Annotated in this window: 21 protein-coding genes; 8 read left to right on the forward strand and 13 right to left on the reverse strand. The window is 63.4% G+C overall.

The window, feature by feature from the left end; translation table 11 throughout:
* Positions 1-3 precede the first annotated feature (3 nt).
* Together ACXAF5_RS16535 and ACXAF5_RS16540 are read left to right on the forward strand one after the other, a co-directional pair.
* Positions 4-354, forward strand: coding sequence for a DUF2946 family protein (locus tag ACXAF5_RS16535; RefSeq protein WP_474947437.1), 351 nt, complete (start codon positions 4-6; stop codon positions 352-354).
* Positions 355-422: 68 nt separating this feature from the next.
* The gene (locus ACXAF5_RS16540) at positions 423-1835 is read left to right on the forward strand and encodes a PepSY-associated TM helix domain-containing protein (RefSeq protein WP_474947438.1); all 1413 of its coding nucleotides are present in this window, start codon (positions 423-425) and stop codon (positions 1833-1835) included.
* A 46-nt stretch (positions 1836-1881) separates the two neighbouring features.
* On the opposite strand, the gene ACXAF5_RS16545 is transcribed toward ACXAF5_RS16540, so the two are convergent.
* Positions 1882-2613: an SDR family NAD(P)-dependent oxidoreductase gene (locus tag ACXAF5_RS16545; RefSeq protein WP_239323261.1), complete on the reverse strand. Its 732-nt coding sequence runs from the start codon at positions 2611-2613 to the stop codon at positions 1882-1884.
* 175 nt (positions 2614-2788) lie between these two features.
* Here ACXAF5_RS16545 and argB point away from each other — a divergent pair, with 175 nt between their 5' ends.
* From argB to ACXAF5_RS16565, 4 genes are all read left to right on the forward strand, one after another.
* Entirely contained in the window at positions 2789-3649 is an 861-nt protein-coding gene (argB, locus tag ACXAF5_RS16550; protein WP_474947439.1) for an acetylglutamate kinase, read from the forward strand.
* 82 nt (positions 3650-3731) lie between these two features.
* A complete protein-coding gene (locus ACXAF5_RS16555; RefSeq protein ID WP_474947440.1) occupies positions 3732-4439 on the forward strand; it encodes a ferredoxin in 708 nt (235 codons plus the stop codon).
* Positions 4436-4933 carry a SixA phosphatase family protein gene (locus ACXAF5_RS16560; RefSeq protein ID WP_474947441.1) on the forward strand — a complete coding sequence of 166 codons (498 nt, stop codon included), beginning with the start codon at positions 4436-4438 and terminating at the stop codon, positions 4931-4933. The genes ACXAF5_RS16555 and ACXAF5_RS16560 overlap by 4 nt, the downstream gene beginning before the upstream one ends.
* Positions 4934-5157: 224 nt before the next feature.
* Positions 5158-5583, forward strand: coding sequence for a GNAT family N-acetyltransferase (locus ACXAF5_RS16565; protein ID WP_474947442.1), 426 nt, complete (start codon positions 5158-5160; stop codon positions 5581-5583).
* 237 nt (positions 5584-5820) lie between these two features.
* On the opposite strand, the gene ACXAF5_RS16570 is transcribed toward ACXAF5_RS16565, so the two are convergent.
* The 8 genes from ACXAF5_RS16570 to crcB form a co-directional block, all read right to left on the reverse strand.
* Positions 5821-6612, reverse strand: coding sequence for an amino acid ABC transporter ATP-binding protein (locus ACXAF5_RS16570; RefSeq protein WP_305037631.1), 792 nt, complete (start codon positions 6610-6612; stop codon positions 5821-5823).
* Between the two features lie 12 nt (positions 6613-6624).
* Positions 6625-7923 carry an amino acid ABC transporter permease gene (locus tag ACXAF5_RS16575; RefSeq protein WP_474947443.1) on the reverse strand — a complete coding sequence of 433 codons (1299 nt, stop codon included), beginning with the start codon at positions 7921-7923 and terminating at the stop codon, positions 6625-6627.
* Between the two features lie 3 nt (positions 7924-7926).
* Positions 7927-9159, reverse strand: a complete 1233-nt coding sequence (locus ACXAF5_RS16580) for an amino acid ABC transporter permease (protein WP_239366132.1) — start codon at positions 9157-9159, stop codon at positions 7927-7929.
* A 135-nt stretch (positions 9160-9294) separates the two neighbouring features.
* Positions 9295-10311, reverse strand: coding sequence for an amino acid ABC transporter substrate-binding protein (locus ACXAF5_RS16585; RefSeq protein ID WP_474947444.1), 1017 nt, complete (start codon positions 10309-10311; stop codon positions 9295-9297).
* Between the two features lie 378 nt (positions 10312-10689).
* Positions 10690-11394: an ATP12 family chaperone protein gene (locus tag ACXAF5_RS16590; RefSeq protein WP_474947445.1), complete on the reverse strand. Its 705-nt coding sequence runs from the start codon at positions 11392-11394 to the stop codon at positions 10690-10692.
* A gap of 42 nt (positions 11395-11436) precedes the next feature.
* Positions 11437-12105 carry an HAD-IA family hydrolase gene (locus ACXAF5_RS16595; protein ID WP_474947446.1) on the reverse strand — a complete coding sequence of 223 codons (669 nt, stop codon included), beginning with the start codon at positions 12103-12105 and terminating at the stop codon, positions 11437-11439.
* Positions 12102-13148, reverse strand: coding sequence for an RluA family pseudouridine synthase (locus ACXAF5_RS16600; protein ID WP_239366120.1), 1047 nt, complete (start codon positions 13146-13148; stop codon positions 12102-12104). The genes ACXAF5_RS16595 and ACXAF5_RS16600 overlap by 4 nt, the downstream gene beginning before the upstream one ends.
* Positions 13145-13525: a fluoride efflux transporter CrcB gene (crcB, locus tag ACXAF5_RS16605; RefSeq protein ID WP_009176317.1), complete on the reverse strand. Its 381-nt coding sequence runs from the start codon at positions 13523-13525 to the stop codon at positions 13145-13147. The genes ACXAF5_RS16600 and crcB overlap by 4 nt, the downstream gene beginning before the upstream one ends.
* A 201-nt stretch (positions 13526-13726) precedes the next feature.
* Here crcB and ACXAF5_RS16610 point away from each other — a divergent pair, with 201 nt between their 5' ends.
* Positions 13727-15106 carry a multicopper oxidase family protein gene (locus ACXAF5_RS16610; protein ID WP_474947447.1) on the forward strand — a complete coding sequence of 460 codons (1380 nt, stop codon included), beginning with the start codon at positions 13727-13729 and terminating at the stop codon, positions 15104-15106.
* A gap of 65 nt (positions 15107-15171) precedes the next feature.
* Here the strand turns inward: ACXAF5_RS16610 and ACXAF5_RS16615 are convergent, their stop codons facing one another.
* The 3 genes from ACXAF5_RS16615 to ACXAF5_RS16625 form a co-directional block, all read right to left on the reverse strand.
* Positions 15172-16503, reverse strand: coding sequence for a replication-associated recombination protein A (locus ACXAF5_RS16615; RefSeq protein ID WP_474947448.1), 1332 nt, complete (start codon positions 16501-16503; stop codon positions 15172-15174).
* A 3-nt stretch (positions 16504-16506) separates the two neighbouring features.
* Positions 16507-17904 (reverse strand): trypsin-like peptidase domain-containing protein, encoded by a 1398-nt coding sequence (locus ACXAF5_RS16620; protein WP_474947449.1) that lies wholly within the window; start codon positions 17902-17904, stop codon positions 16507-16509.
* 191 nt (positions 17905-18095) lie between these two features.
* Positions 18096-19190, reverse strand: coding sequence for a 3-deoxy-7-phosphoheptulonate synthase (locus tag ACXAF5_RS16625; protein WP_474947450.1), 1095 nt, complete (start codon positions 19188-19190; stop codon positions 18096-18098).
* 330 nt (positions 19191-19520) lie between these two features.
* Here ACXAF5_RS16625 and ACXAF5_RS16630 point away from each other — a divergent pair, with 330 nt between their 5' ends.
* Positions 19521-20918 carry an MATE family efflux transporter gene (locus ACXAF5_RS16630; protein WP_474947451.1) on the forward strand — a complete coding sequence of 466 codons (1398 nt, stop codon included), beginning with the start codon at positions 19521-19523 and terminating at the stop codon, positions 20916-20918.
* Here the strand turns inward: ACXAF5_RS16630 and ACXAF5_RS16635 are convergent.
* Positions 20905-21558: a YitT family protein gene (locus ACXAF5_RS16635; protein WP_474947452.1), complete on the reverse strand. Its 654-nt coding sequence runs from the start codon at positions 21556-21558 to the stop codon at positions 20905-20907. The two genes, ACXAF5_RS16630 and ACXAF5_RS16635, sit on opposite strands and share 14 nt — an antisense overlap.
* Positions 21559-21586: the final 28 nt, after the last annotated feature.

Consider the following 21586-nt stretch of genomic DNA (forward strand, 5'->3'; position numbering starts at 1 on the left):
CTTGTGCCATATCTGGGCCTGCTGGCCATCCTGATCGCCGGGTTGATCCCGGCGGGCTGGATGCCTGTGACCGCCCAAGGGGGCAAGGTGCTGCTGGTGCTCTGTACCGGCGACGGGCCGCAAGAGATGTGGGTCGAGCTTGGCGATGACGCGCCCGCCCACGAGGAGGACGAAAGCGCCAGCCGCAATTGTCCCCTCGCCGCCCAGCCACAGCTGGCGGCCCATACGCCCACGCAATTGCCCCTGCCCCTGATGGGGCCGGAGCGGGACCTGTGGTTCCGCGCCCCCTTCACCCACCACAGCGCCGGGTTTCACTGGCGCTATGATGCCCGCGGCCCGCCCGCTCTCTCCTGATCCTTCGCAAAATCACCCTGATTTCACCGCGCTTTGTCGCGGCTTTACTGGTATGGAGAACTCCCACAATGGCACTCAGCCAAACCGCTGGCGCGGATAGCCGTCCCGCCACCCCGAACCTGTCGCAAAAATTCTATTTCGCCGCATGGCGCTGGCATTTCTATGCGGGCCTCTACGTCATTCCATTTCTCATCATGCTGGCGCTCACCGGACTCGGCATGATGTATATCTCGGTCTTCGATGGGCGTGACGGCGAGTATGTCGCCGTGCCTGTCGGCGAGACCGTGCAGCCCATCGAGGTCCAGACCCAAGCGGCCGTGGACGCCATTCCCGGCGCAACGCGTGTTGAATGGATCGGCCCCAAGGCCGCAGATCGCGCCGCCGTGGTGCGTGTCGCCACCGAGGGCGGCATGCGCATGGTCGCCGTTGATCCCTACACCGCCGAGGTTGTGGAGACATGGGACCGCCGCGCGGGCTGGTATGACTTCCTCTCTGACATTCACGGCACATTGCTGATCGGCGACACCGGTGATCGCCTCATCGAGATCGCCGCAGGTCTCGCCATCGTTCTGGTGCTCACCGGGCTTTATCTGTGGTGGCCCCGTGGCGACTGGACCTCTGCCTTCGTGCCGCGCCTGCGCGCCAAGGGCCGCGCCCTGTGGAAGAGCCTTCATGCGGTGATCGGCGTCTATATCTCGCTCATTTTGGTGGTGTTTCTGGTGTCCGGCCTGTCCTGGGCCGGGATCTGGGGCGAGCGTTTTGTGCAGGCCTGGTCCACCTTCCCGGCGCAGAAATGGGAGGCCGTGCCGCTCTCGGACAGCACCCACGCAGACCACATGAACCATGGCGCCATGAAGGACACGCCCTGGGCGCTGGAGCAGACCCCGATGCCCGAATCCGGCTCTGACGCCGGGATCACGGGCCTGCCCGAAGGCAATACTGTCAACGGTGACAGCATCTACGCGCTGGCGCGCACGCTGGGCTACGAGGGCCGTTTTCGCATTGTGTTTCCCGGCAATGACACTGGCGTCTACACGATCAACCAGGACAGCATGAGCAACGACAGCGCCTGCCCGACGTGCGACCGCACCGTCCATGTCGATCAGTTCACCGGCAAGATCCTCGCCGATGTGAAATTCTCCGACTACTCGCTGGCCGGGAAGTCTATGGCGGTGGGCATTGCCTTTCACGAGGGCGACATGGGGCTTTGGAACATCGTGCTGAACACGGTGTTCTGCCTCTCGGTGATCTTCGTCTGTGTGTCAGGCGTGGTGATGTGGCTCAAGCGGCGCCCCTCGCGCGCAGGACGTCTTGCCGCGCCGCCAGTGCCGCAGGATCTGCCGTTCTGGAAAGGCGCGGTGCTGATCGGGCTCTTTGCCTCATTGGCCTTCCCGCTGGTGGGTCTGACGCTGCTGGCAGTGCTGGCACTGGATGTGTTGATCCTGTCGAACCTGCCCCGCCTCAAACGCGTGGTCAGCTGACCCTCGGCCCGGCTTTGCGCGCAAGGCCGGGCCAATCCCGCCCCGTTCAGACGTGTTGCGCGCCGTTCACCTCGATCTCGGTGCCGGAAATATAGCTGCTCTGTTCGGAGCACAGGAAATAGATCGCATCCGCCACCTCAGAGGGCTGGCCCAATCTGCGCAGCGGCAGTTTTTCCACGATCTTGTCGGTACCGGGGCTGAGGATCGAGGTCTCCACCTCGCCCGGCGCAATCGCATTGACCCGCACGCCCATCGGCCCGAAGTCATGCGCCATCTCGCGCGTCAGCGCCGCCAGCGCCGCCTTGGAGGTCGCATAGGCCGCGCCCGCAAAAGGATGCACCCGGCTGCCCGCAATCGAGGTCACATTGACCACTGCCCCCTTGGCGGCCGCCAGTTCCTCCCGCAGGCCGCGCGCCAGCACAACGGAGGCAAAGAAGTTGACGTGAAACACCTTGGCCCAGTCCATCAAATCGGTGTTGAGCGTGCTCAGGCGTTCGCCATCGGGTCCCTTGGGCGAAATCCCGGCGTTGTTCACCAACGCATCCAGCTTGCCATCCTCCAGCCGTTCCTGAATGACGCCAACCGCGTTGATGGTGTCCGAAGGGTCCGACAGATCCAGCTGCACATGGTTTTCCTCGCCCCCACCCCAGGGGCATTCCTTGGGGAACGGCTGGCGCGAACAGGTGATCACCCGCCAGCCCTCGGCATTGAACCGGCGCACGGTGGCATGGCCAATGCCCCGGCTGGCGCCGGTCAGAAGCAGGGTTTTGCGACGCATGGAATGTCCTCTCGCGGGCTGATGCTGCACCCGCAACAGTAGCACCGGCAACGGCATCTGCAATGGGACGCGGAGCCCCCGGCCCAGATCCTCCCTTGGCAGCGGCAGCGGAAATGCGTAACACCCTTGTGACACCCCGCGCCCGCGCCCCGGGCCGCCTCAGGACCTGACAGCGATGAAGACCAGAGACATGAACCGCGACTGGATTGCCACTGCCGAAACCCTCTCGAGCGCCCTGCCCTATCTGCAGCGCTATGACGACGCCATCGTGGTCATCAAGCTCGGCGGTCACGCCATGGGCAGCGACGAGGGCATGGAAAGCTTTGCCCGCGATGTGGTGCTCTTGCGTCAGGTGGGGGTAAACCCGGTGATCGTGCATGGCGGCGGTCCGATGATCAACTCGCTGCTCGACAAATTGCAGATCCAATCCGAGTTCGTGAACGGCAAGCGTGTGACCGACACCGCCACCATGGAAGTGGTGGAGATGGTGCTGTCCGGCATGGTCAACAAACGCATCGTGCAGGCGATCAACGCCCAGGGCGGCAAGGGGATTGGCCTCTCGGGCAAGGACGCCAACCTCATCACCTGCGAGATGACCGACCCGGCCCTTGGCTTTGTTGGCACCCCGTCCGAGGTCAACGCCGACATGTTGCGGAACCTCTTTGAAAAGGAATTCATCCCCGTGATCGCCCCCATCGGTGCGGGCCGCGCGGGCGAGACGTTCAACATCAACGGCGACAACGCCGCCGGTGCCGTCGCCGCCGCGCTCAAGGCCGACCGGCTGTTGCTGCTGACCGATGTGGCGGGTGTCAAGAATGCCGAGGGCGTGGTGGTTACCGAACTCAAGGCCACCGATGTCGAGGCGATGACCGCCGCGGGCGTAATCGCCGGCGGCATGATCCCCAAGACCGAGACGGCGCTGGCCGCCGTGCGCGGCGGCGTCCGCGCCTGTACCATCGTCGATGGCCGCGTGCCCAACGCGGTGTTGCTGGAACTGTTCACCGACCACGGCGCGGGCTCGATGATCCGCGACTGATTCGCCTGGGAGCGTCCGCAGCGGCCTGTCGAATGTCGCCTGCGGGCTTGCCCGGCGCGCGGTTCGCCGCTTCTCTGGGGGCATGACGCTTCCCACCCCGCCCCCGACCCCGACCCCGATCGGTTCAAAGCGGATCTATGAGCAGCTTGCCAGCGACCTGCGCCCTCTGGGCCTGATGATCTATGGCGGCGTTCACCCGCACCGTGTGCCTGTGCCCCAGCTGGAGACGGGCACGCTGATCCTGATCGGTACCGCACCAGACTTCTGGACCTGCCTCACCGCCGCGCCAGAGGGCCAGAACCGCACGCCCGATCCGGTTGATCGCTATTCGTGTCGGACCATCGGGGCTCTGGCAGATTGCTATCACGCGGTGGCGTATTATCCCTTTGGCGGCCCGCCCTATACCCCGTTTGTGGCCTGGGCACTGGCCTCGGGGCGCGCTTTCACATCCCCGTCGCAGATGCTGGTGCATGATGAGGTCGGCATGCTGATTTCCTACCGCGGAGCACTGCATTTTGATAAGATACTCGACATCCCCGCGCCTGCGCGCACAACATCCCCCTGCGTGGACTGCGCGGATCGCCCCTGTCTTTCCGCCTGCCCGGTACACGCACTGGTTGACGGCGGCCCCTACAAACTGGCAGCCTGTCACGATCACCTGGACACACCGCAGGGAACGGAGTGCATGGCATCGGGCTGTATCGCGCGCCGGGCCTGCCCGCTCAGTGACGGTGCCGGGCGCCCGCCTGCGCAGACTGCCCACCACATGAGGTATTTTCACCACCCATGACCTGTACCCTGTTTCTCACCCGCCACGCCAAATCCGCCTGGAATACCGACGCCCCAAGCGATCACGCCCGCCCGCTCAACAAACGCGGCCGCCGCTCTGCGGGTGCCTTGGGGAACTGGCTGCGCGACCAGGCGCTGCAGCCGGCCCAGGTTCTGTCCTCCTCGGCGCAACGCACCCGCGAAACCTACGAGTTGATGGAGCTGACCGCCCCGGCGACCTTTACCGAACGCCTGTATCACGCCACGCCAGAGATCCTCTATGATGTGTTGCGCGAGGCGACGCAGCCGCAAGTGCTGCTGCTCGGGCACAACCCCGGGCTGATGGAGTTTGCCCATGAGATCGTGAAACACCCCCCGCCCCACTCGCGCTTTGACGACTACCCGACCGGCGCCACGCTGATGGTCGAGTTCGACATTGCGCATTGGGCCGAGATGCAGCCTGCCAGCGGCAAGGTGATCGACTTCGTGGTCCCGCGCGAACTGCTGGGGGAGTGAACCTCGGCAAAGGGAGGAGGGTCTACTTGCACATCGACAGACACTGCGCTACCCCCCTCCTACCGACACAGGAGATTTGATGTCCCGTTGATGCCGGCGCATGGGCGCCAGTGCCGCAAGATACAAAACGCAAAGGCGGCCGCCCGAGCCGCCGCTTTTGACTTGCGCAATCCATCCATCAAATCTGCCGCTGAAAGGCGGCCCTCTACGGGATATTCCTGACCATGATCAGACCCTATTCTCCGTCGGACAAGCCGACGGTCCTCCACATCTGGCGCGAGGCCAACGCCATCGCGCATCCCTTCCTGAGCGAAGCCCTGGTTGCTCAGGCCGAAGCCATGATCCGTGACCAGTTTCTGGATCTCGCCGAAACCTGGATGATTGACGTTGATGGCACGCCCGTGGGCTTTGTCGCCCTCCTCGGCAATGAGGTCGGCGGCCTTTTTGTGCTGCCCGCGCATCAGGGCAAGGGCTACGGCCGCGCGCTGCTGGATCACGCGCTGCACAGCCGCACGGAACTGGAACTCTGCGTGTTTACCGCTAACCACCAGGCACGCGGTTTCTACAAGACCTACGGTTTTCAGGCCGCAGAAGAACGGCTCAACGCCTTTTTCGATCAACCTGAAATCGTGATGCACCTGGGCCAATAAACCCACAACAGGCGGGCGGGGGCACTCCCGCCCGTCTCCATCGCATTGAAATGCGATATCGCCCGTTGGGCCGGGCGCGCCGCTGACGCGGCGCGATCCCGCTCTGCCTTCAGCTTTTTGAAAATATCTCGGGGGTCGGGCCCGCAGGGCTCGAAAGGGGGCAGCGCCCCCTCACACCCTATATAAAAGCGAAAAGGCCGGGCATTGCCCGGCCTTTTCTCAATTTGACAACAGGTCTCAGTGACCCAGGATCTGGCTGAGGAACAGTTTGGTGCGTTCGCTCTGCGGGTTGTTGAAGAACTCTTCCGGCTCGTTCTGCTCCACGATCTGACCGGCATCCATAAAGATCACCCGGTTCGCCACCTGACGGGCAAAGCCCATCTCGTGCGTCACGCAGAGCATGGTCATGCCTTCTTCGGCCAGCTCGATCATGGTGTCGAGCACCTCCTTGATCATCTCCGGATCCAGCGCCGAGGTCGGCTCGTCAAACAGCATGATCCGCGGCATCATGCACAAGCTTCGTGCGATCGCCACCCGCTGCTGCTGACCACCGGACAGCTGGCCGGGGTATTTGTCGGCCTGCTCGGGGATCTTCACCTTCTCCAGGAAATGCATCGCGCGCTCTTCGGCTTCTTTCTTGGGCGTCTTGCGCACCCAGATCGGGGCCAGCGTGCAGTTTTCCAGAATGGTCAGATGCGGGAACAGGTTGAAGTGCTGGAACACCATGCCAACCTCGGAGCGGATCTTGTCTATGTTCTTGAGATCATTCGACAATTCCGTGCCATCCACCAGAATCTTGCCCGCCTGATGCTCTTCGAGCGCATTGAGGCAGCGGATCAGGGTGGATTTGCCGGAGCCCGAAGGCCCCGCGATGACGATACGTTCGCCCTGGTTCACCGTCAGATTGATATCGCGCAGCACGTGGAAGGACCCGTACCACTTGTTCATATCGGTGATCTGGATGGCGACCTCATCCGAGACTTTCATCTTGGAGCGGTCGATTTCGCGGTCGAGTGCAAGTTCAGACATTGAGTGAACCCCTTAGCGGTGATCGGTGGCGAGACGACGCTCCAGCCACTGCGAGTATTGAGAAATGCCGTAACAGACGACGAAGAAAAGACAGGCGGCGGCGCCGAGAAGCTCCCAGTAGACCCCGTTCCATTCGGTGGATGCCAGGATCGGCCCCCGGATCATGCCCACGAGGTCGAACATCGAGATGACCGACACCAGGGTGGTATCCTTGAACAGTCCCACGGCCACGTTCACGATCCCCGGGATGGAGATCTTCAGCGCCTGCGGCAGGATGATCATGCGCATCGCCTGCGGATAATCCAATCCCAGACTGTCGGCCGCCTCATACTGCCCCTTTGGCAAGGCAGCGAGCCCGCCCCGGATCACCTCGGCGATATAGGCCGAGGAGAACATGGTGATCATGATCACCACCCGAAGGAACAGGTCCACCGTGCTCTCCGGCGGGAAGAAGTAGGACAGCATCACCGACGCCACGAACAGCAGGGTGATCAAGGGCACACCGCGGACGAATTCGATGAAGACCACGCAGATCCACTTGATCAGCGGCATGTCCGACTGCCGCCCCAGCGCCAGGGCAATCCCCAGCGGCAGCGACAGCGACACACAGGTGACCCCGAGCATCAGGTTCAGCATGAACCCGCCCAGATCCCGCGAGGGCACAGGCGACAGCAAGGCATTTTCCGACGCCCCTTCCGGGATCAGCAGACCGCCGACGAACCAGACCGCAAAGGCGGCCAGAATGGCGCCAAAGAACCCGGCAGCAAAACTGCCACGCCCCAGACGCTGGAACACATAGGCCGCAGCGCCAAAGCCCAGGAAGGCCACGATCGGTGCCAGGACCGTACCGCCCCAGATCAGCCAGAAGGCCAGAAAGGGATAGATGGCGGTAAAGGCCAGCATCTTGCGCGGCAGGTCAAAGAACAGCACCGGCGCCATCGCGATCAGCAGCAGCACAAGCGCCAGGTTCGGGCGCCAATAGGCATCCGTCGGATATTTGAACCCGTAGAGCAGCTGGTTCCAGCGCTCCGTCAGCACCGAGAAACAGGCCCCGACCTCGCCCTGCAGCACCTCGCGGCACTCGTTCAGAGAGGTCGTCGTCCAGACGCCGTTGAAGATCCACGGCAGGGTTGCGCTCAGGACGAGGTAGATCGCCCAGAGTGTCACCAATGTCAGAACCGAGTTGACGGCATTGGAGAATAGGTTCTCGCGCAGCCATTTCACGATCCCGGTTTCGCGCGCCGGCGGCGGCGACTCGGGGATCATTTCGGTTGCGACAAACGCGATACCAGTGTTGGTTTGATCACTCATATCTCAGCGCTCCTTCAACTTGACCGATGCGTTGTAGAGGTTCATCCCCATCGAAATCAGCAGGGATGCGGTGAGATAGAAGAGCATCAGCAGAAGCACACATTCGATCGCGCGGCCGGTCTGGTTCAGCGTGATGCCGCCCAGCGTGGCGGTGATATCCGCATAGCCCACGGCGATCGCCAGCGACGAGTTCTTGGTGATGTTGAGATATTGCGAAATCAACGGCGGGATGATGACCCGCAAGGCCTGCGGCAGGATCACGAGGTTCATGATCCGCCCCTGACGCAGACCCAGCGCAGCGGCCGCCTCGGTCTGGCCTTTGGAAATCGCCTGGATGCCCGCGCGGACGTTCTCCGCGATAAAGGCCCCGGTATAGATCGACAGCGCAAACCACAGCGCGATAAGCGGCCCGCCGATCTTGATCCCGCCCCCGAAATTGAACCCTTTCAGAACCGGGAATTCCCAGGTCAGCCCCATGATCAGCATCAGCAGGGCAAAGGGAACGATCCAGACCCCGAGGATCATCGGAAGGGTATTGGGACGCAGCCCGGTCGCTTCCTGTTTTGCAGTCGCCCAGGCATTGATCTTGCGCGCGGCAACAGCCGACCCCGCCAGCACGGCAATCACCAACAGCCAGTTCAGGCTGGTGCTGGCAAACAGGCCCCGTTCGAAGAAGGGCGCCGGAATATAGATCCCCCGGTTGGTGAAGGCGAAGGCGTCAAACAGCATGCTGTGCGTCGCATTATCGCCCCGGAAGGCCCGCGGCCCCGGCAACACGGCGGTCATGATCGTAAAGATGATGATGATCCAGATCAGCACCGGGATGTTGCGAAAGATCTCGACGTAAACGGCCATGACCTTCGACACGAGCCAGTTGTTCGACAGGCGCAGCACGCCGGCAATCACGCCGAACACAGTCGCGGTGACACAGGCCAGAAACGACACCAGCAGGGTGTTCAGCAGCCCGACCAGGGCCGCTTTGGCATGCGAGGACTGGCTGTCGTAGTCGACAAGCCGCTGGTTGATGTCATACCCGGCCGGGTCCCCGAGGAACCCATAAGAGATGTTCAATCCGGCTTCGCGCAGGTTTTGGATGAGGTTGTTGCCCAGATACCAGATGCAGAGGGCAAGCACGATCGCCGCAATCGCCTGAAACGTCAGTGATCGATAGCGGGTATCGTTGATAAGCATCGACGGCCGAAAACTCTCTTTCGGCGGGTCAGTCAAAATCGACATATGTAGGGATCCCCGAGGCCTGCGGTTCCAGTCATCCCGGCGAGGTTTGCCCCGCTCTGTGTCTGGCCGCAGAATTCGTTATAAACTTTGGAAAAGGGCGCGAGGTATCCCCCGCGCCCTTTCCGGTTGCCAAACTTAACGGAACGGCGGTGCGTAGAGCAGGCCACCATCGGTCCACTGGGCGTTCAGGCCACGTGCGAGACCGATCGGAGTGTCTTCACCGATGTTCTTGGCAAAGACTTCACCGTAGTTGCCGCCCACGGACAGGGCTTTTGCGGCCCAGTCGGCGTCCAGGCCGAGCATCTCGCCCAGGTTGCCTTCGGTGCCGAGCAGACGGTTGATTTCCGGGTTGTCGGTGCCGGACGCCATCTCGGAGAGGTTGGCGGAAGTCACGCCCAGTTCCTCTGCCGCGACCAGCGCGTTGAGGGTCCAGCGCACAACGTCACCCCACTCGTGGTCGCCGTGGCGGACCAGCGGGCCGAGCGGCTCTTTGGAGATGATCTCCGGCAGAATCGCATGCGCGGTCGGATCGTCAAAGGTCGCGCGGGTGGCCGCCAGGCCGGACGCGTCGGTGGTGTAGACGTCACAGGCGCCAGCCAGATACTGCTGCTGCGCTTCGGCGTTGGTTTCGATCGGAACCGGCTCGTAGCTGATGTTGTTGGAGCGGAAGAAGTCCGCCAGGTTCAGCTCGGTGGTGGTGCCGGTCTGGATGCAGACGGTGGCGCCGTCCAGTTCCTTCGCGGAGGACACGCCCAGCTCCTTGGGCACCATGAAGCCCTGACCGTCGTAGTAGTTCACGCCGACGAATTCGAACTTCAGGTCGACGTCGCGGCTGAAGGTCCAGGTGGTGTTGCGGGCCAGCATGTCGATTTCGCCCGACGCCAGCGCGGTGAAGCGGGTCTTGCCGGTGGTCGGAACGAATTCGATCTTGCTCGAATCGCCCAGCACGGCAGCGGCGACAGCGCGGCAGACCGCGACGTCGAAGCCTTCCCATTCGCCGTTTGCATTCGGCGCTGCGAACCCGACGAGACCGGTGGTGACGCCGCAGTTCAGCTTGTCACGTGCCTTGACGTCGTCCAGCGTGCCGGCAGCGGCTGCACCGGCTGCGAGACCGGCCACGGTCAGCGCGCCAAAGAATACGGATGTGTTCATGTTTACCTCTTCCTGACTATCCACCTGAGTTTGGTGGTTCTTTATAGCCCACCCGTCACGGTGCGGGCTGTTTGAAACAGGGTTCGCCCCCGTTTTCGTTGCCGAGTTTGGGCGGATTCATCAACGAACGTCAAGGGTAGGATCACCGGTTTCAATGGGGTTTTCACCCTGAGCCCCGGGGCGCTGCTTTATTTTGGGCGCTAACTTTGCGAATATTGCGGTGAGGAATGCGACAAACTTCGCCAGGGCCGGATTTATAGCAGGATTGTTGCGCGGCGATTTTCCGGCCTGACGCCCCGCCATGGCCACAAACCCGCTGCTTCGCGCCGCCTTGCGCCGGTTTGTGGCCGGGAATGGAGCCGGGACTGGCGCCGGGAATCAAACCCGCGCGTAGAAACCGGCGGCGTGCACAAAGGCTTGTTTCTTCTGCGCCTCGATCGCCTGCGCCTCGTCGTCCGGGCCCCAGAGCTCTTCCTGCCAGCGCTCGTCAATGCGCGAGATTTCCCAGATCTCATCCAACGACCGCCAGTTCGCAGCCGTTGCAAACCCAAGGATCAACGAACCGGTCAGCCCCACCAGATCGTGAAACGCCGCGAGCTGAAACGGCGTCATTTGATGCACCCGTTTACGCAGCACTTCCAGTGCAGCCCCGTCTTGCGGCGCATGCAGGATGCCCGCGCGCGGCAGCAGGCGTGCGCCCAGCGCAGCCTCGGCCCAATCCAGCGCCGCATCCCAGGATTCGCTCTGACGGGCGACCAGCCCCTCGGGGCTTTCGGCGCGATAACACAGCAGATCGCTGTCACCGTATTCCGCCAGCATATCGGCAACCTCGGCAAACTGTACCGCCACCTTGTCGATCGCCGCATTGGCCGACCGCGTGTTGGGCATCGACAGCGGGTCGATCTGGTCTTCCTGTGCGTCCCACTCGGCGGCAATCGCCTCAGCCAGCGCCCGCGTCGGCACCACCAGCGCGGTTTTTGCCGGTGTTTTTACGCGCCGCCCGTCCAGCGCCACGGCAAAGCCCGCGCCGTCTTCATCGACGCTCACCTCTTTCCAGAATCGCTTCTGTTTCCATTCACTCATCTTGGTCCGTCCTTCTTCGTCTCGGGCGTGGTCGCGGCAGGGTCAGTCCGGCCAGATCCGGCGCAACAGATCCGGCAGCGCGGCAAACTCCGCCAGCATGTGATCCGCCCCCAGATGCGCAGCCGGGTGATAGCCCCAGCCCACGCCGATGGTCGTCACCCCGGCGGCGCGGCCCATCTCCATGTCAAATGTGGTGTCGCCAATCATCACCGTGTCGGCGGGGGCAATGCCCGTCTCCGACATCGCGGTCAGGATCATCGACGGATGTGGTTTGGAGGGGTGGTGATCGGCCACCTGACGGGTGACGAACATGCCCAGATCATGCCCTTCGATCAGCGCATCCAACCCGCGCTGGGATTTGCCGGTGGCCACACCAAGGATGTAGTCCGGCACTGCATGCAGCGCGTCCAGCGCCGCCCGCGCCCCGGGATAGAGCGGCGAATGCGCCGCGCCCTCGCGCAGCCGCGCCGCCTGATAGGCCTGTTTGTAGCCCTCAACGAGCGCGTCCTGAACCTGCACGGACTGACCCGCCGCCAAACGCGTCATCACCTGCGGCAGCGACAGCCCCACGATGGACAGGATCGCCGCGCGTGAGGGGGGCACCAATCCCGCACCTGCGAAAGCCTCATTCATGCAAGACACAATCGTCCCCTGACTGTCCACCAGGGTCCCGTCCACATCAAACAGAATGAGCTTCAGCGCCGAGGTCAAAACAGCGTCTCAAAGGGATCGTCGGCAGCCAGATCCTCGGTCCAGCCAAAGGTGTCCCAGCTCTCTTTCATATGATCCGGCAGCGCGGCGGTTACCGTCACCACTTTGCCGGTGACGGGGTGTTCGAACTGCAAACGGCGCGCGTGCAGGTGCAGTTTCTTCGAGATCAGACCGCCAATTTGCGCGCCCCAGCCATCGCCGAGGTTCTCCTGACTGGAGCCGCCATATTTGCCATCGCCAATGATCGGATGCCCCATGCCCGCCATATGCGCCCGCAGCTGGTGGGTGCGGCCCGTCACAGGCTCCATCGCGACCCAGCTGGCGCGGCTCGCGACGCGGTAAAGCGTGGCATAAAAGGTATGCGCGCGCTTGGCCCCGGGCGTGGCATCCACATCGCGCGGATCAACCGGGATCATCTTTTCGCCCTCGCCGGATTTGCCGTGCCCCGGTGCCTTCACCAACCCGGTCTTGATCTCGCCAAGGTAGGGCGTCGGCACGCCTGCGACCAGGGCCCAGTAGATCTTGCGGGTGTTCTTGTGGCGGAAGGCTGCGGTCAGCCCCTGCGCCGCCTTGCGGTTGCGCGCCAGCACCAGCAGGCCGGAGGTGTCCTTGTCGAGACGATGCACCAGCCGCGGCTTGTCCTCGGCGTCAAAGCGCAGCGCTTCCGAGAGGCCATCCACATGTTTGGTGGTGCCAGAGCCGCCCTGCACCGCCAGCCCCGCCGGTTTGTTGATCACCAGAACATCGTCGTCCTTGTAGACCACGCAATCGCGAATCATCTTGGCGTCGGCATCCGAGATCTTCACCGGGCGCGCCTCGGCCGGTTTCATGTCGCTCTCGGCCAGCGGCGGCACCCGCACCACCTGTCCGGCCTCTACGCGGGTGTTGGCCTTCACGCGGCCCCCGTCCAGACGCAGCTCGCCCTTGCGGCACATCTTCTCGATGCGGCCCTGATTCACATGCGGGAAAAGCCGCCGCAACCAGCGGTCGATCCGCTGGCCGCCGTCGTCTTCGGTGACGGTGATCATCTGCACGCCGCTCATGTCAGCACTCCTCTGGCCGCCATCATGCCAAGGGCAAGGGCTGCAATAGACAGGCCTGCGGAGAGGCCAATATAAAGCGCGGCCTGCCCGTAGGCCCCGCGCTCGAACAAGGTAACCGCCTCCAGCGAGAAGGCCGAAAACGTGGTGAAACCGCCCAGAACACCGGTCATCACAAAGGGCGACAGATGCGTCAGCCCCTTATGCGCCGCCAGCACCACAAAAGCGCCCATCAGGGCCGAGCCAAGGATATTCACCCCCAGCACCCCCAGCGGAAACGAGGTCGGCCCGAGCATGCGCAGCACGCCCACCCCAACGAGGTAGCGGCAGCTTGCCCCGATCGCGCCGCCCAGCGCCACATTCAACACGGTTATCAACATGCCCGCTCCCTTCGCGCGGGCGGCTGGGGATGTCAAGTTTTCCGCGCGATTGGCCGCTCTGCACCGCATGCAGAGCGCGACGGCGGTCCTGCGGCGCGCCCGGGCCTTTTCACAAACGCGTCAGCTTCCAGTGGGTGGAAGTCTTTGCGCCCACGCCTGCGCCCTCTACCCTTTGCGGCAAAACCAGAGAAAGCCCCGCCGATGACACCAAGCCGCCGCCAGTTCCTCAGCACCCTTGCCACGCTGCCCCTGCTCCCCGCCCTGCCCCGGCTGGCACAGGCGGCGCCGCACCGCCTGACGCTTGCACCGGCAACGCAGCAGATCGCCCCGCCGAACTACCCGGCCACGGATCTGTGGTGCGTCAACGGCACCATGCCAGGCGAGACCCTGCGCCTGAAACAGGGCGCGCGGCTGGTGGCCGAAGTCGAAAACCGCCTGCCACAGCCCACCAGCCTCCATTGGCACGGCATCCGCATCAACAACGCCATGGACGGGGTGCCCGGCGTCACACAAGACCCGATCCAGCCCGGTGAAACCTTCACCTATGATTTTGCCCTGCCCGATGCAGGCAGCTACTGGTACCATTCCCACGCGCAATCGGTGGAACAGGTCGAACGCGGCCTGCAAGGCGTGTTGATCGTAGAGGAACCGGATGCGCCGGATGTGGATCAGGACCTGCCGCTGGTGATCGACGACCTGCGTGTCACGGCTGAGGCCGCTGTCGATACCACGTTCAATGCCCCGCATGACCTGTCGCACGCGGGCCGCATGGGCAACGTGCTCTTGTGCAACGGCAAGATGGTGGCGGACCACCCCGTCAAAACCGGCGACCGCCTGCGCCTGCGCCTCATCAACAGCGCCAATGCGCGCATTTTCACCCTCGGCCTTCAGGGACTGGAAGGCTGGGTGATGGCCTATGACGGCATGCCACTGGCCACGCCCATGCCTCTGCCGGACCAGCTTGTCCTCGCCCCCGCCCAGCGCATCGACCTCTTTGTCGACGTAACTTCCAAGGCTGGCGAGGACGCATTTCTCGTCCAATTTGAGCGCGATGGCGGCTATGAGCTGGCCCGCTTTCCGGTGTCACCCGGCACCCGCACACGCCGCACCGCGCCCGCGGCACTACCGCCCAATCCCAACTTTCCCATCGATCTGAACGCCGCCCGCAGCGTCGATCTGATCACCGAGGGCGGCGCGATGGCGTGGCTGCAAAGCGCCAATTTCAAAGGCGAAGACCTCTCCGGCCAGGACCTCGCCCAATTGGGCCAGTTCTGGTCCTTCAACGGCACCGCAGGCCGCCCGATTGACCCGCTGATCACCGCAAGCCGAGGCGAAACCATCCGCATCCGCATGGTCAACGACACCCAGTTCCCGCACGCCATGCATCTGCACGGCATGCATTTTTCCGAGGTCCTGCCAGACGGCACCCTCGGTCCCTTACGCGACACGCTCCTGATGCTGCGCGGAGAAACCCGCGAGATCGCCTTTCAGGCCCATAACCCGGGTGATTGGCTGTTTCACTGCCATATGCTGTCGCATCACGCTGCGGGCATGGGCACATGGGTGCGGGTGACAGCGTGAGCCTTTCGGCTTCTTCGTGAAATATCCCCGCCGGAGGCCTTCAGGTTTTGCCCGCAAAACCTGAATTACTCTCCCTGGCGCTGGATGCGCTTCTTGGCAAAGAACTCCGTGCGCTTGCGCAGCTCGCGCTCAAACCCGCGCTCCACCGGCTGATAGAGCACAGGCCGCTTCACCCCGTCGGGAAAGTAGTTCTGCCCCGAAAACCCATCCTCGGCGTTGTGGTCGTAGTCATAGCCTTTGCCATAGCCCTGCTCTTCCATCAGCTTGGTCGGCGCATTGAGGATATGTTTGGGCGGTGGCTCTGACCCCGTCTCCTTGGCCAGGCGCCGCGCCGCCTTATAGGCCATGTAGCCCGCGTTGGTTTTGGGCGCGAGCGCGAGGTAAATCACCGCCTGCGCCAGCGCCAACTCCCCCTCGGGCGAGCCAAGCCGCTCATAGGCCTCCCAGGCCTGAAGGCAGATCGCCTGCGCCTGCGGATCGGCAAGCGCGATATCCTCCACCGCCATGCGGGTCAGACGCCGGGCGAGATACTTGGGGTCCTCGCCGCCCTCCAGCATGCGTGCAAACCAATACAGCGCCGCATCCGGGTCGGAGCCGCGCACGGATTTATGCAGCGCCGAGATGAGGTTATAATGCTCATCGCCGGATTTGTCGTATTTCGCCGCCCGCCGCATCAACCGTGTCGCCAGCGCCTCTCGGCCCAGGGGCTGATCGACCTTCCAGGCTGCGACCTGCTCGATCAGGTTCAAGAGCGCCCGCCCGTCGCCATCGGCCATCTGATGCAGCGCATCGCGCGCCTCGGGCAACAGCGGCAACCGGCGCACCAGCGCCTGTTCCGCGCGCTGCGTCAGCCGCTCCAGATCCGCAAGGCTCAGACGTTCCAGCACCAAAACCTGCGAACGCGACAACACGGCGGCATTGAGTTCAAAGCTCGGGTTTTCCGTCGTGGCCCCCACCAGAAGGATGGTGCCATCCTCCATATGCGGCAGGAACCCGTCCTGCTGGGCCTTGTTGAAACGGTGGATCTCGTCAACGAACAGCAGCGTGCCCTGCCCGTTCTGGCGCCGGATCTTGGCCGCCTCGAACACTTTCTTCAGGTCCGGCACACCGGTGAAAATGGCCGAGATCTGCACAAAATGCAGATCGGTTTCCTGCGCCAACAGCCGCGCGATGGTGGTCTTGCCCACCCCCGGCGGCCCCCAGAAGATCAGCGACGACAGCGCCCCGGAGGCCAGCATCACCCCCAGCGGTGCCTCTTCGCCCAAGACCTGCTCCTGACCGATCACCTCGGCAAGCGTGCGGGGCCGCAACCGGTCCGCGAGCGGGCGCGGAGCGTCATTGGCCGCATCGTGATCGCGCTGAGCGCCCGCCTCCCCGCTGTCAAACAGATCCGCCATGGCTCAGAGCCGGAACCGCAGCGACACGCGCTGGCCCTGTCGCAACAGATCCAGCCGCATCCAGCGACCACTGTTCATCAGAAGGTTCGCCACATCCTCAGGCGCTGTGATCTCCTCGCCATTGATGGCCAGCAACAGATCCCCCGCGCGTACCCCGCCGCGCCCGGCATAGGGGCCGGGGTCCATCACCACCACGCCTTCGGTCGACAGCGGCAGCTGCATCTTGGTGATGACCTGCGGGTTTACCTGCCCCACCACCAGCCCCGGCATCGGGGTTTGCTCGTTCAGCGTGATCGGATCAGCGGCCGGGGTGTCGGGCGCTTCCATCAGCGCGACCTCAACGGTCTCGGTTTCGCCCTGACGCACCCGCGTCACCTTGCTGGTGCCGCCCAGTTCCGCCACCGACAGGCGAAAGGCCATCTCGGAGGGCGAGTTCACCGGCTCACCGTCCACGGCCAGCACCACATCGCCCACCTCAAAACCCGCCGCGACAAAGGGGCTTTGTGGATGCAACTCGGAGATCAGCATGCCGTCCACCTGCCCGAGACCCAGCGCCTCGGCCAGATCGGAATCCACCGGCTGGCCCGTCATCCCCGCCCAGGGGCGCTGGAAGTCCTCTTCGCCCGCACGCGCCTGACGCACAAACTCGCGCACCAGATTGGCCGGGATGGCAAAGCCAATCCCGTTCGAGCCGCCCGAGCGGCTGAGGATACGGGTGTTGATGCCAATGAGATCGCCATTCACATCAATCAGCGCCCCACCGGAGTTGCCCGGATTGATCGGCGCATCGGTCTGGATGTAATAGCCAAACCCCTGCCCGCCGCCGGTGCCCGTGCGCGCAAGGCCCGAGATAATGCCCGAGGACACCGTCTGCCCCACCCCAAAGGGGTTGCCGATGGCCAGGGTCAACTCGCCCACCTCGACCTCATCGCTGTTGCGCAAGCCAAGGAATGGCAAGCCTTCGGCGTCCTTCAACTGCAAGATCGCCAGATCGGACGCCTGATCCGCAAGGATCACCTCGGCCTGATACTCACGCCGGTCATTGGTCACCACGCGGATATCGGATGCCTCGCCAACGACGTGATAGTTGGAGACCACGATGCCATCCTCGGATAGGATCACGCCAGAGCCGAGCGAGTTCTGCACCCTTGGGCGCGGCTGGGCAAACTGGCGAAAGAAATCATCAAAGAACGGGTCATCCGCAAAGGGGCTGCGGGCGCGGTCCTGACGGATGATCTTGGCGTAAATATTCACAACCGCCGGTGCGGCCTCTTTGACCAGTGGCGCAAACCCCAGTGAAATCTCGGTCTGGCTCTGTGGGACTTTGGTCTCGGCCTGCGCCGCAAGCGGCAAGCTGGTCACCAGAGCGAGGGTCAGGGGAAGGGCAAGACTGCGGATCATGGGGCCTCCGGGACGTTATTTTGGTCCTGATGATATGCGAAGGTGCGCAGGGGATTGCAAGCATGTGCAGAAAAACCGGGGCTTAAGGGGCGCTGCCCCTCCTGACCTGCGGTCAGTTCACCCCGGGATATTTTGGGTTAGAAGATGAAGGGGGGCGGGATTGCGCCGCCCCGTTTCGTTTTGATCCGGTCTCAGCCCGCTAGGCGGGCGCCCTGGGTGCGGCGGGTTTGGACCGCCTGCGCCAGTTTACGAAGCTCGGCCTCGGTTTCCTCCCAACCGATGCAACCGTCAGTGATCGATTGACCGTAGGTGAGTTGTGACAGATCCCCGTCCTTGGGCAGATCTTGGCGGCCATGCACCAGATGGCTTTCGATCATGATGCCGGTGATACGGGTTTCGCCCTGCGCCATCTGACCGGCCACATCCGAGAGCACCTCGGGCTGTTTGGCCGGGTCCTTGGCGGAATTGGCATGGCTTGCGTCGATCATCACCTGCGGGCGAATGCCGTCGGCCGCGGCCTTTTGGCAGGCGGCATCAATGCTGGCCGCATCATAATTGGTGCCACCGCCCCCACGCAGGATGATGTGGCAATCCGGGTTGCCCGCTGTGGCCGCAATCGCCGCAAGGCCCGAGGGCGCCAGCGCCATGAAATGATGCGGCGTTGCGGCAGATCGCACCGCGTCGATGGCAATCTGCACATTGCCGCGGGTGCCGTTCTTGAACCCCACCGGACAGCTCAGGCCCGAGGCCATCTCGCGGTGGATCTGGCTCTCGGTGGTGCGGGCGCCGATCGCGGCCCAGCTGACCAGATCGCTGATGTATTGCGGCACCGCCGCATCGAGGAATTCGGTCCCCACCGGCAGGCCCATCTCGCTCAGGTCGAGGCAGAGTTTGCGGGCAATCGACAAGCCCTTGTTGATGCGGAAAGACCCGTCGAGGTTGGGGTCGTTGATCAGCCCCTTCCAGCCCGCGATGGTGCGGGGTTTTTCAAAGTAGACCCGCATCACGATCTCCAGCTGGTCGCCCAGCTCGGCGCGCAGCGGGGCGAGGCGGCGGGCGTAGTCCAATGCGGCCTCCGGGTCGTGGATGGAACAGGGGCCGACCACCACAACCAGCCGGTCATCCGCGCCATGCAGGATCTTTTGAATGCTGGCGCGTGCGGACAGGACGGTCTCGCGCGCGGCGTCGGTCAGCGGGTGTATCACCGCGAGGGCTTCGGGGCAGATCAATTCCTGCATATCGGTAATCCGGAGGTCATTTGTCGGGGTCGTAGAGAGCGTTGTCATCGGGGCTTTCCTTTGGCGGGTGCCCCGTCTGGACCTCTGGACAACAAAAAACCGCCCTTGGTCCCGGGGCGGTTTGGTGCGGTGTTCTGGTGTTTCTGTCAGTTCAATTCAGAAACGCGAAGACCCTCCGTCCGCCATGTGGCGCGGATAAAAGTAATACCAGAACTGGGCGAACTGTTGGGTCATGCGCCGGACGCTAGCGGAGATTCGCGCCCCTGTCGATCCCCAAACGCAGAGGTTTGCCGGCGCAAGGTGATTGTACCTGCGCGCCGTGCGACTAAATAGGACCGGCGGATGCTCCGCAAAGATCAAGATGACGGAGACCCGCACATGCAACAGGCCAAGTTTCTCAAAGGCAATTTGCTGCGCCATATCACGGTGATGTCGCTCACCTCCTCGGTGGGGTTGATGGCGGTGTTTGCGGTGGATTTCATCGACATGGTCTTTATCGCCATGCTCGGCAAAGAAGAGCTAGCCGCCGCCGTGGGCTATGCCGGTGCGATCCTGTTTTTCACCACCTCATTCAACATCGGGATTGCCATTGCGGCAGGCGCGTTGGTGGCACGGGCCTTGGGCGCGGGGGATCATGTCCTGGCCCGGCAGCAGGCCTCTAACGCCTTGATATGGGGCGGGGTTTTCTCGACTCTCTTTGCCGTGGTGATCTGGATATACCTCTCGCCGCTGGTGTCGCTTCTGGGGGCCAGTGGGCGGGCGCATGATCTGGCGGTGGACTATCTGCAAATCATCGTGCCGACCTTGCCGCTCCTGTTGATGGGGATGGCGGGCGGGGCAATCCTGCGCGCCCATGGCGATGCGCGCCGCGCCATGATGGCCACCATTGCCGGGGGGCTGGTCAATGCGGTCTTGGACCCGATCCTGATCTTTGGCCTCAATATGGAACTGACCGGCGCGGCCCTGGCCAGTGCGGCCTCGCGCGTGGCGGTTGCGGTCTTTGCCTTGGGGCCGATCTTTCGCCACCACGGCGGGTTGGAGCGCCCGCCGCTGTCGCTGTTCATTGCCGGGCTTGCGCCGATCTTTGCGATTTCCTTTCCGGCGATTCTGACACAGCTGGCCACTCCGGTCGGGCAAGCCTTTGTCACCCGCGCCATGGCGGAGTTTGGCGAGGACGCGGTGGCGGGCATGGCGATTATCGCCCGGATGTCGCCGCTGGCCTTTGGCACCATCTTTGCGCTGTCGGGTGCCGTGGGACCAATTGTCGGACAGAACTACGGGGCAGGGAATTTTGCCCGTGTGCGGCGCGCGTTCTGGGATGCGCTCCTGTTCACAGGCATCTTTGTGACGGTGATGACGGCGATCCTGTTTGCCCTGCGCACGCATGTTGCAGCCCTGTTTGACGCCGATGGCACCGCGCTCACGCTGATCTATCTGTTTTGCGGCCCGCTTGCGCTGGCGTTCTTCTTCAACGGAGCGATCTTTGTGGCCAATGCCAGCTTCAACAACCTTGGCCGCCCGTTCAACTCCACCTGGCTGAACTGGGGGCGCAATACAATCGGGACCATCCCGCTGGTCTGGCTGGGCGCGCATTTTTATGGCGCATCCGGCGCATTGATCGGTCAGGCGGTGGGCGGTGTGATCTTTGGCGTCTTTGCGATCTGGCTTGCGCGGCGCGTGATTGCAGAGGTTGAGGCCACGGGTGGCGCCCCCAAGGGCCCCGGCCTGTTCCAGCGCCAGGCGCGTCAGATCATCCTTGCCTTCAGTCGGCGCTAGGCTCTTTCGGCGTGGCACGACCATAGCCGGGGCGCCCGGTGCCGCTTTGGGCGACGTCGAAATTCCACACGATGCAGAGGTTGGTGATCATCGCGCCGAAAAAGGAATAGATCAGCTGTTCGGGTGACAGCACCAGCGCCGCAGCGGCAAAAACGCAAGCGTCGACGCCCAGTTGGAACCAGCCGGCCTTGAACCCGGTGCGGTGCTCGATGATGATGCCAAGAATGGTCATGCCACCGGCAGAGGCATTGTGGCGAAAGATCGCGATCAGCCCGGCCCCGCTGCAGGCCCCACCCAAAAGCGCCGCAACGCCGATGTGCAGCGCATCAAAGCTCAGGTAGTGCGGCAGGATCTGCGCCCCTGCGGAGATCCCCAGAACCACCATCACCGTGCGCAGGGCAAAAACCGCGCCGCGTCTCGTCCAGGCGAGGATCAGGAACGGCACGCCGATGGCAAAGAACAGCGGCCCGAACCCCAGCGGCAACACATAAGAGAGCAGCAGCGCGATGCCCGCGGTCTGCCCGGTCACCAGCCCGGCGGCCTTGAGGAACACCACGCCGAGCGAACACATCACCACGCCAAAAACCAGACCTTGCAGGTCGAAGGCGGTCAACAGGGGCTTTGGGGCGGCGCTGCGCATGGTGGATCCTCGGTGATGGGGTGCCTCC

The organism is Epibacterium sp. ABV4_022, assembly GCF_056159345.1.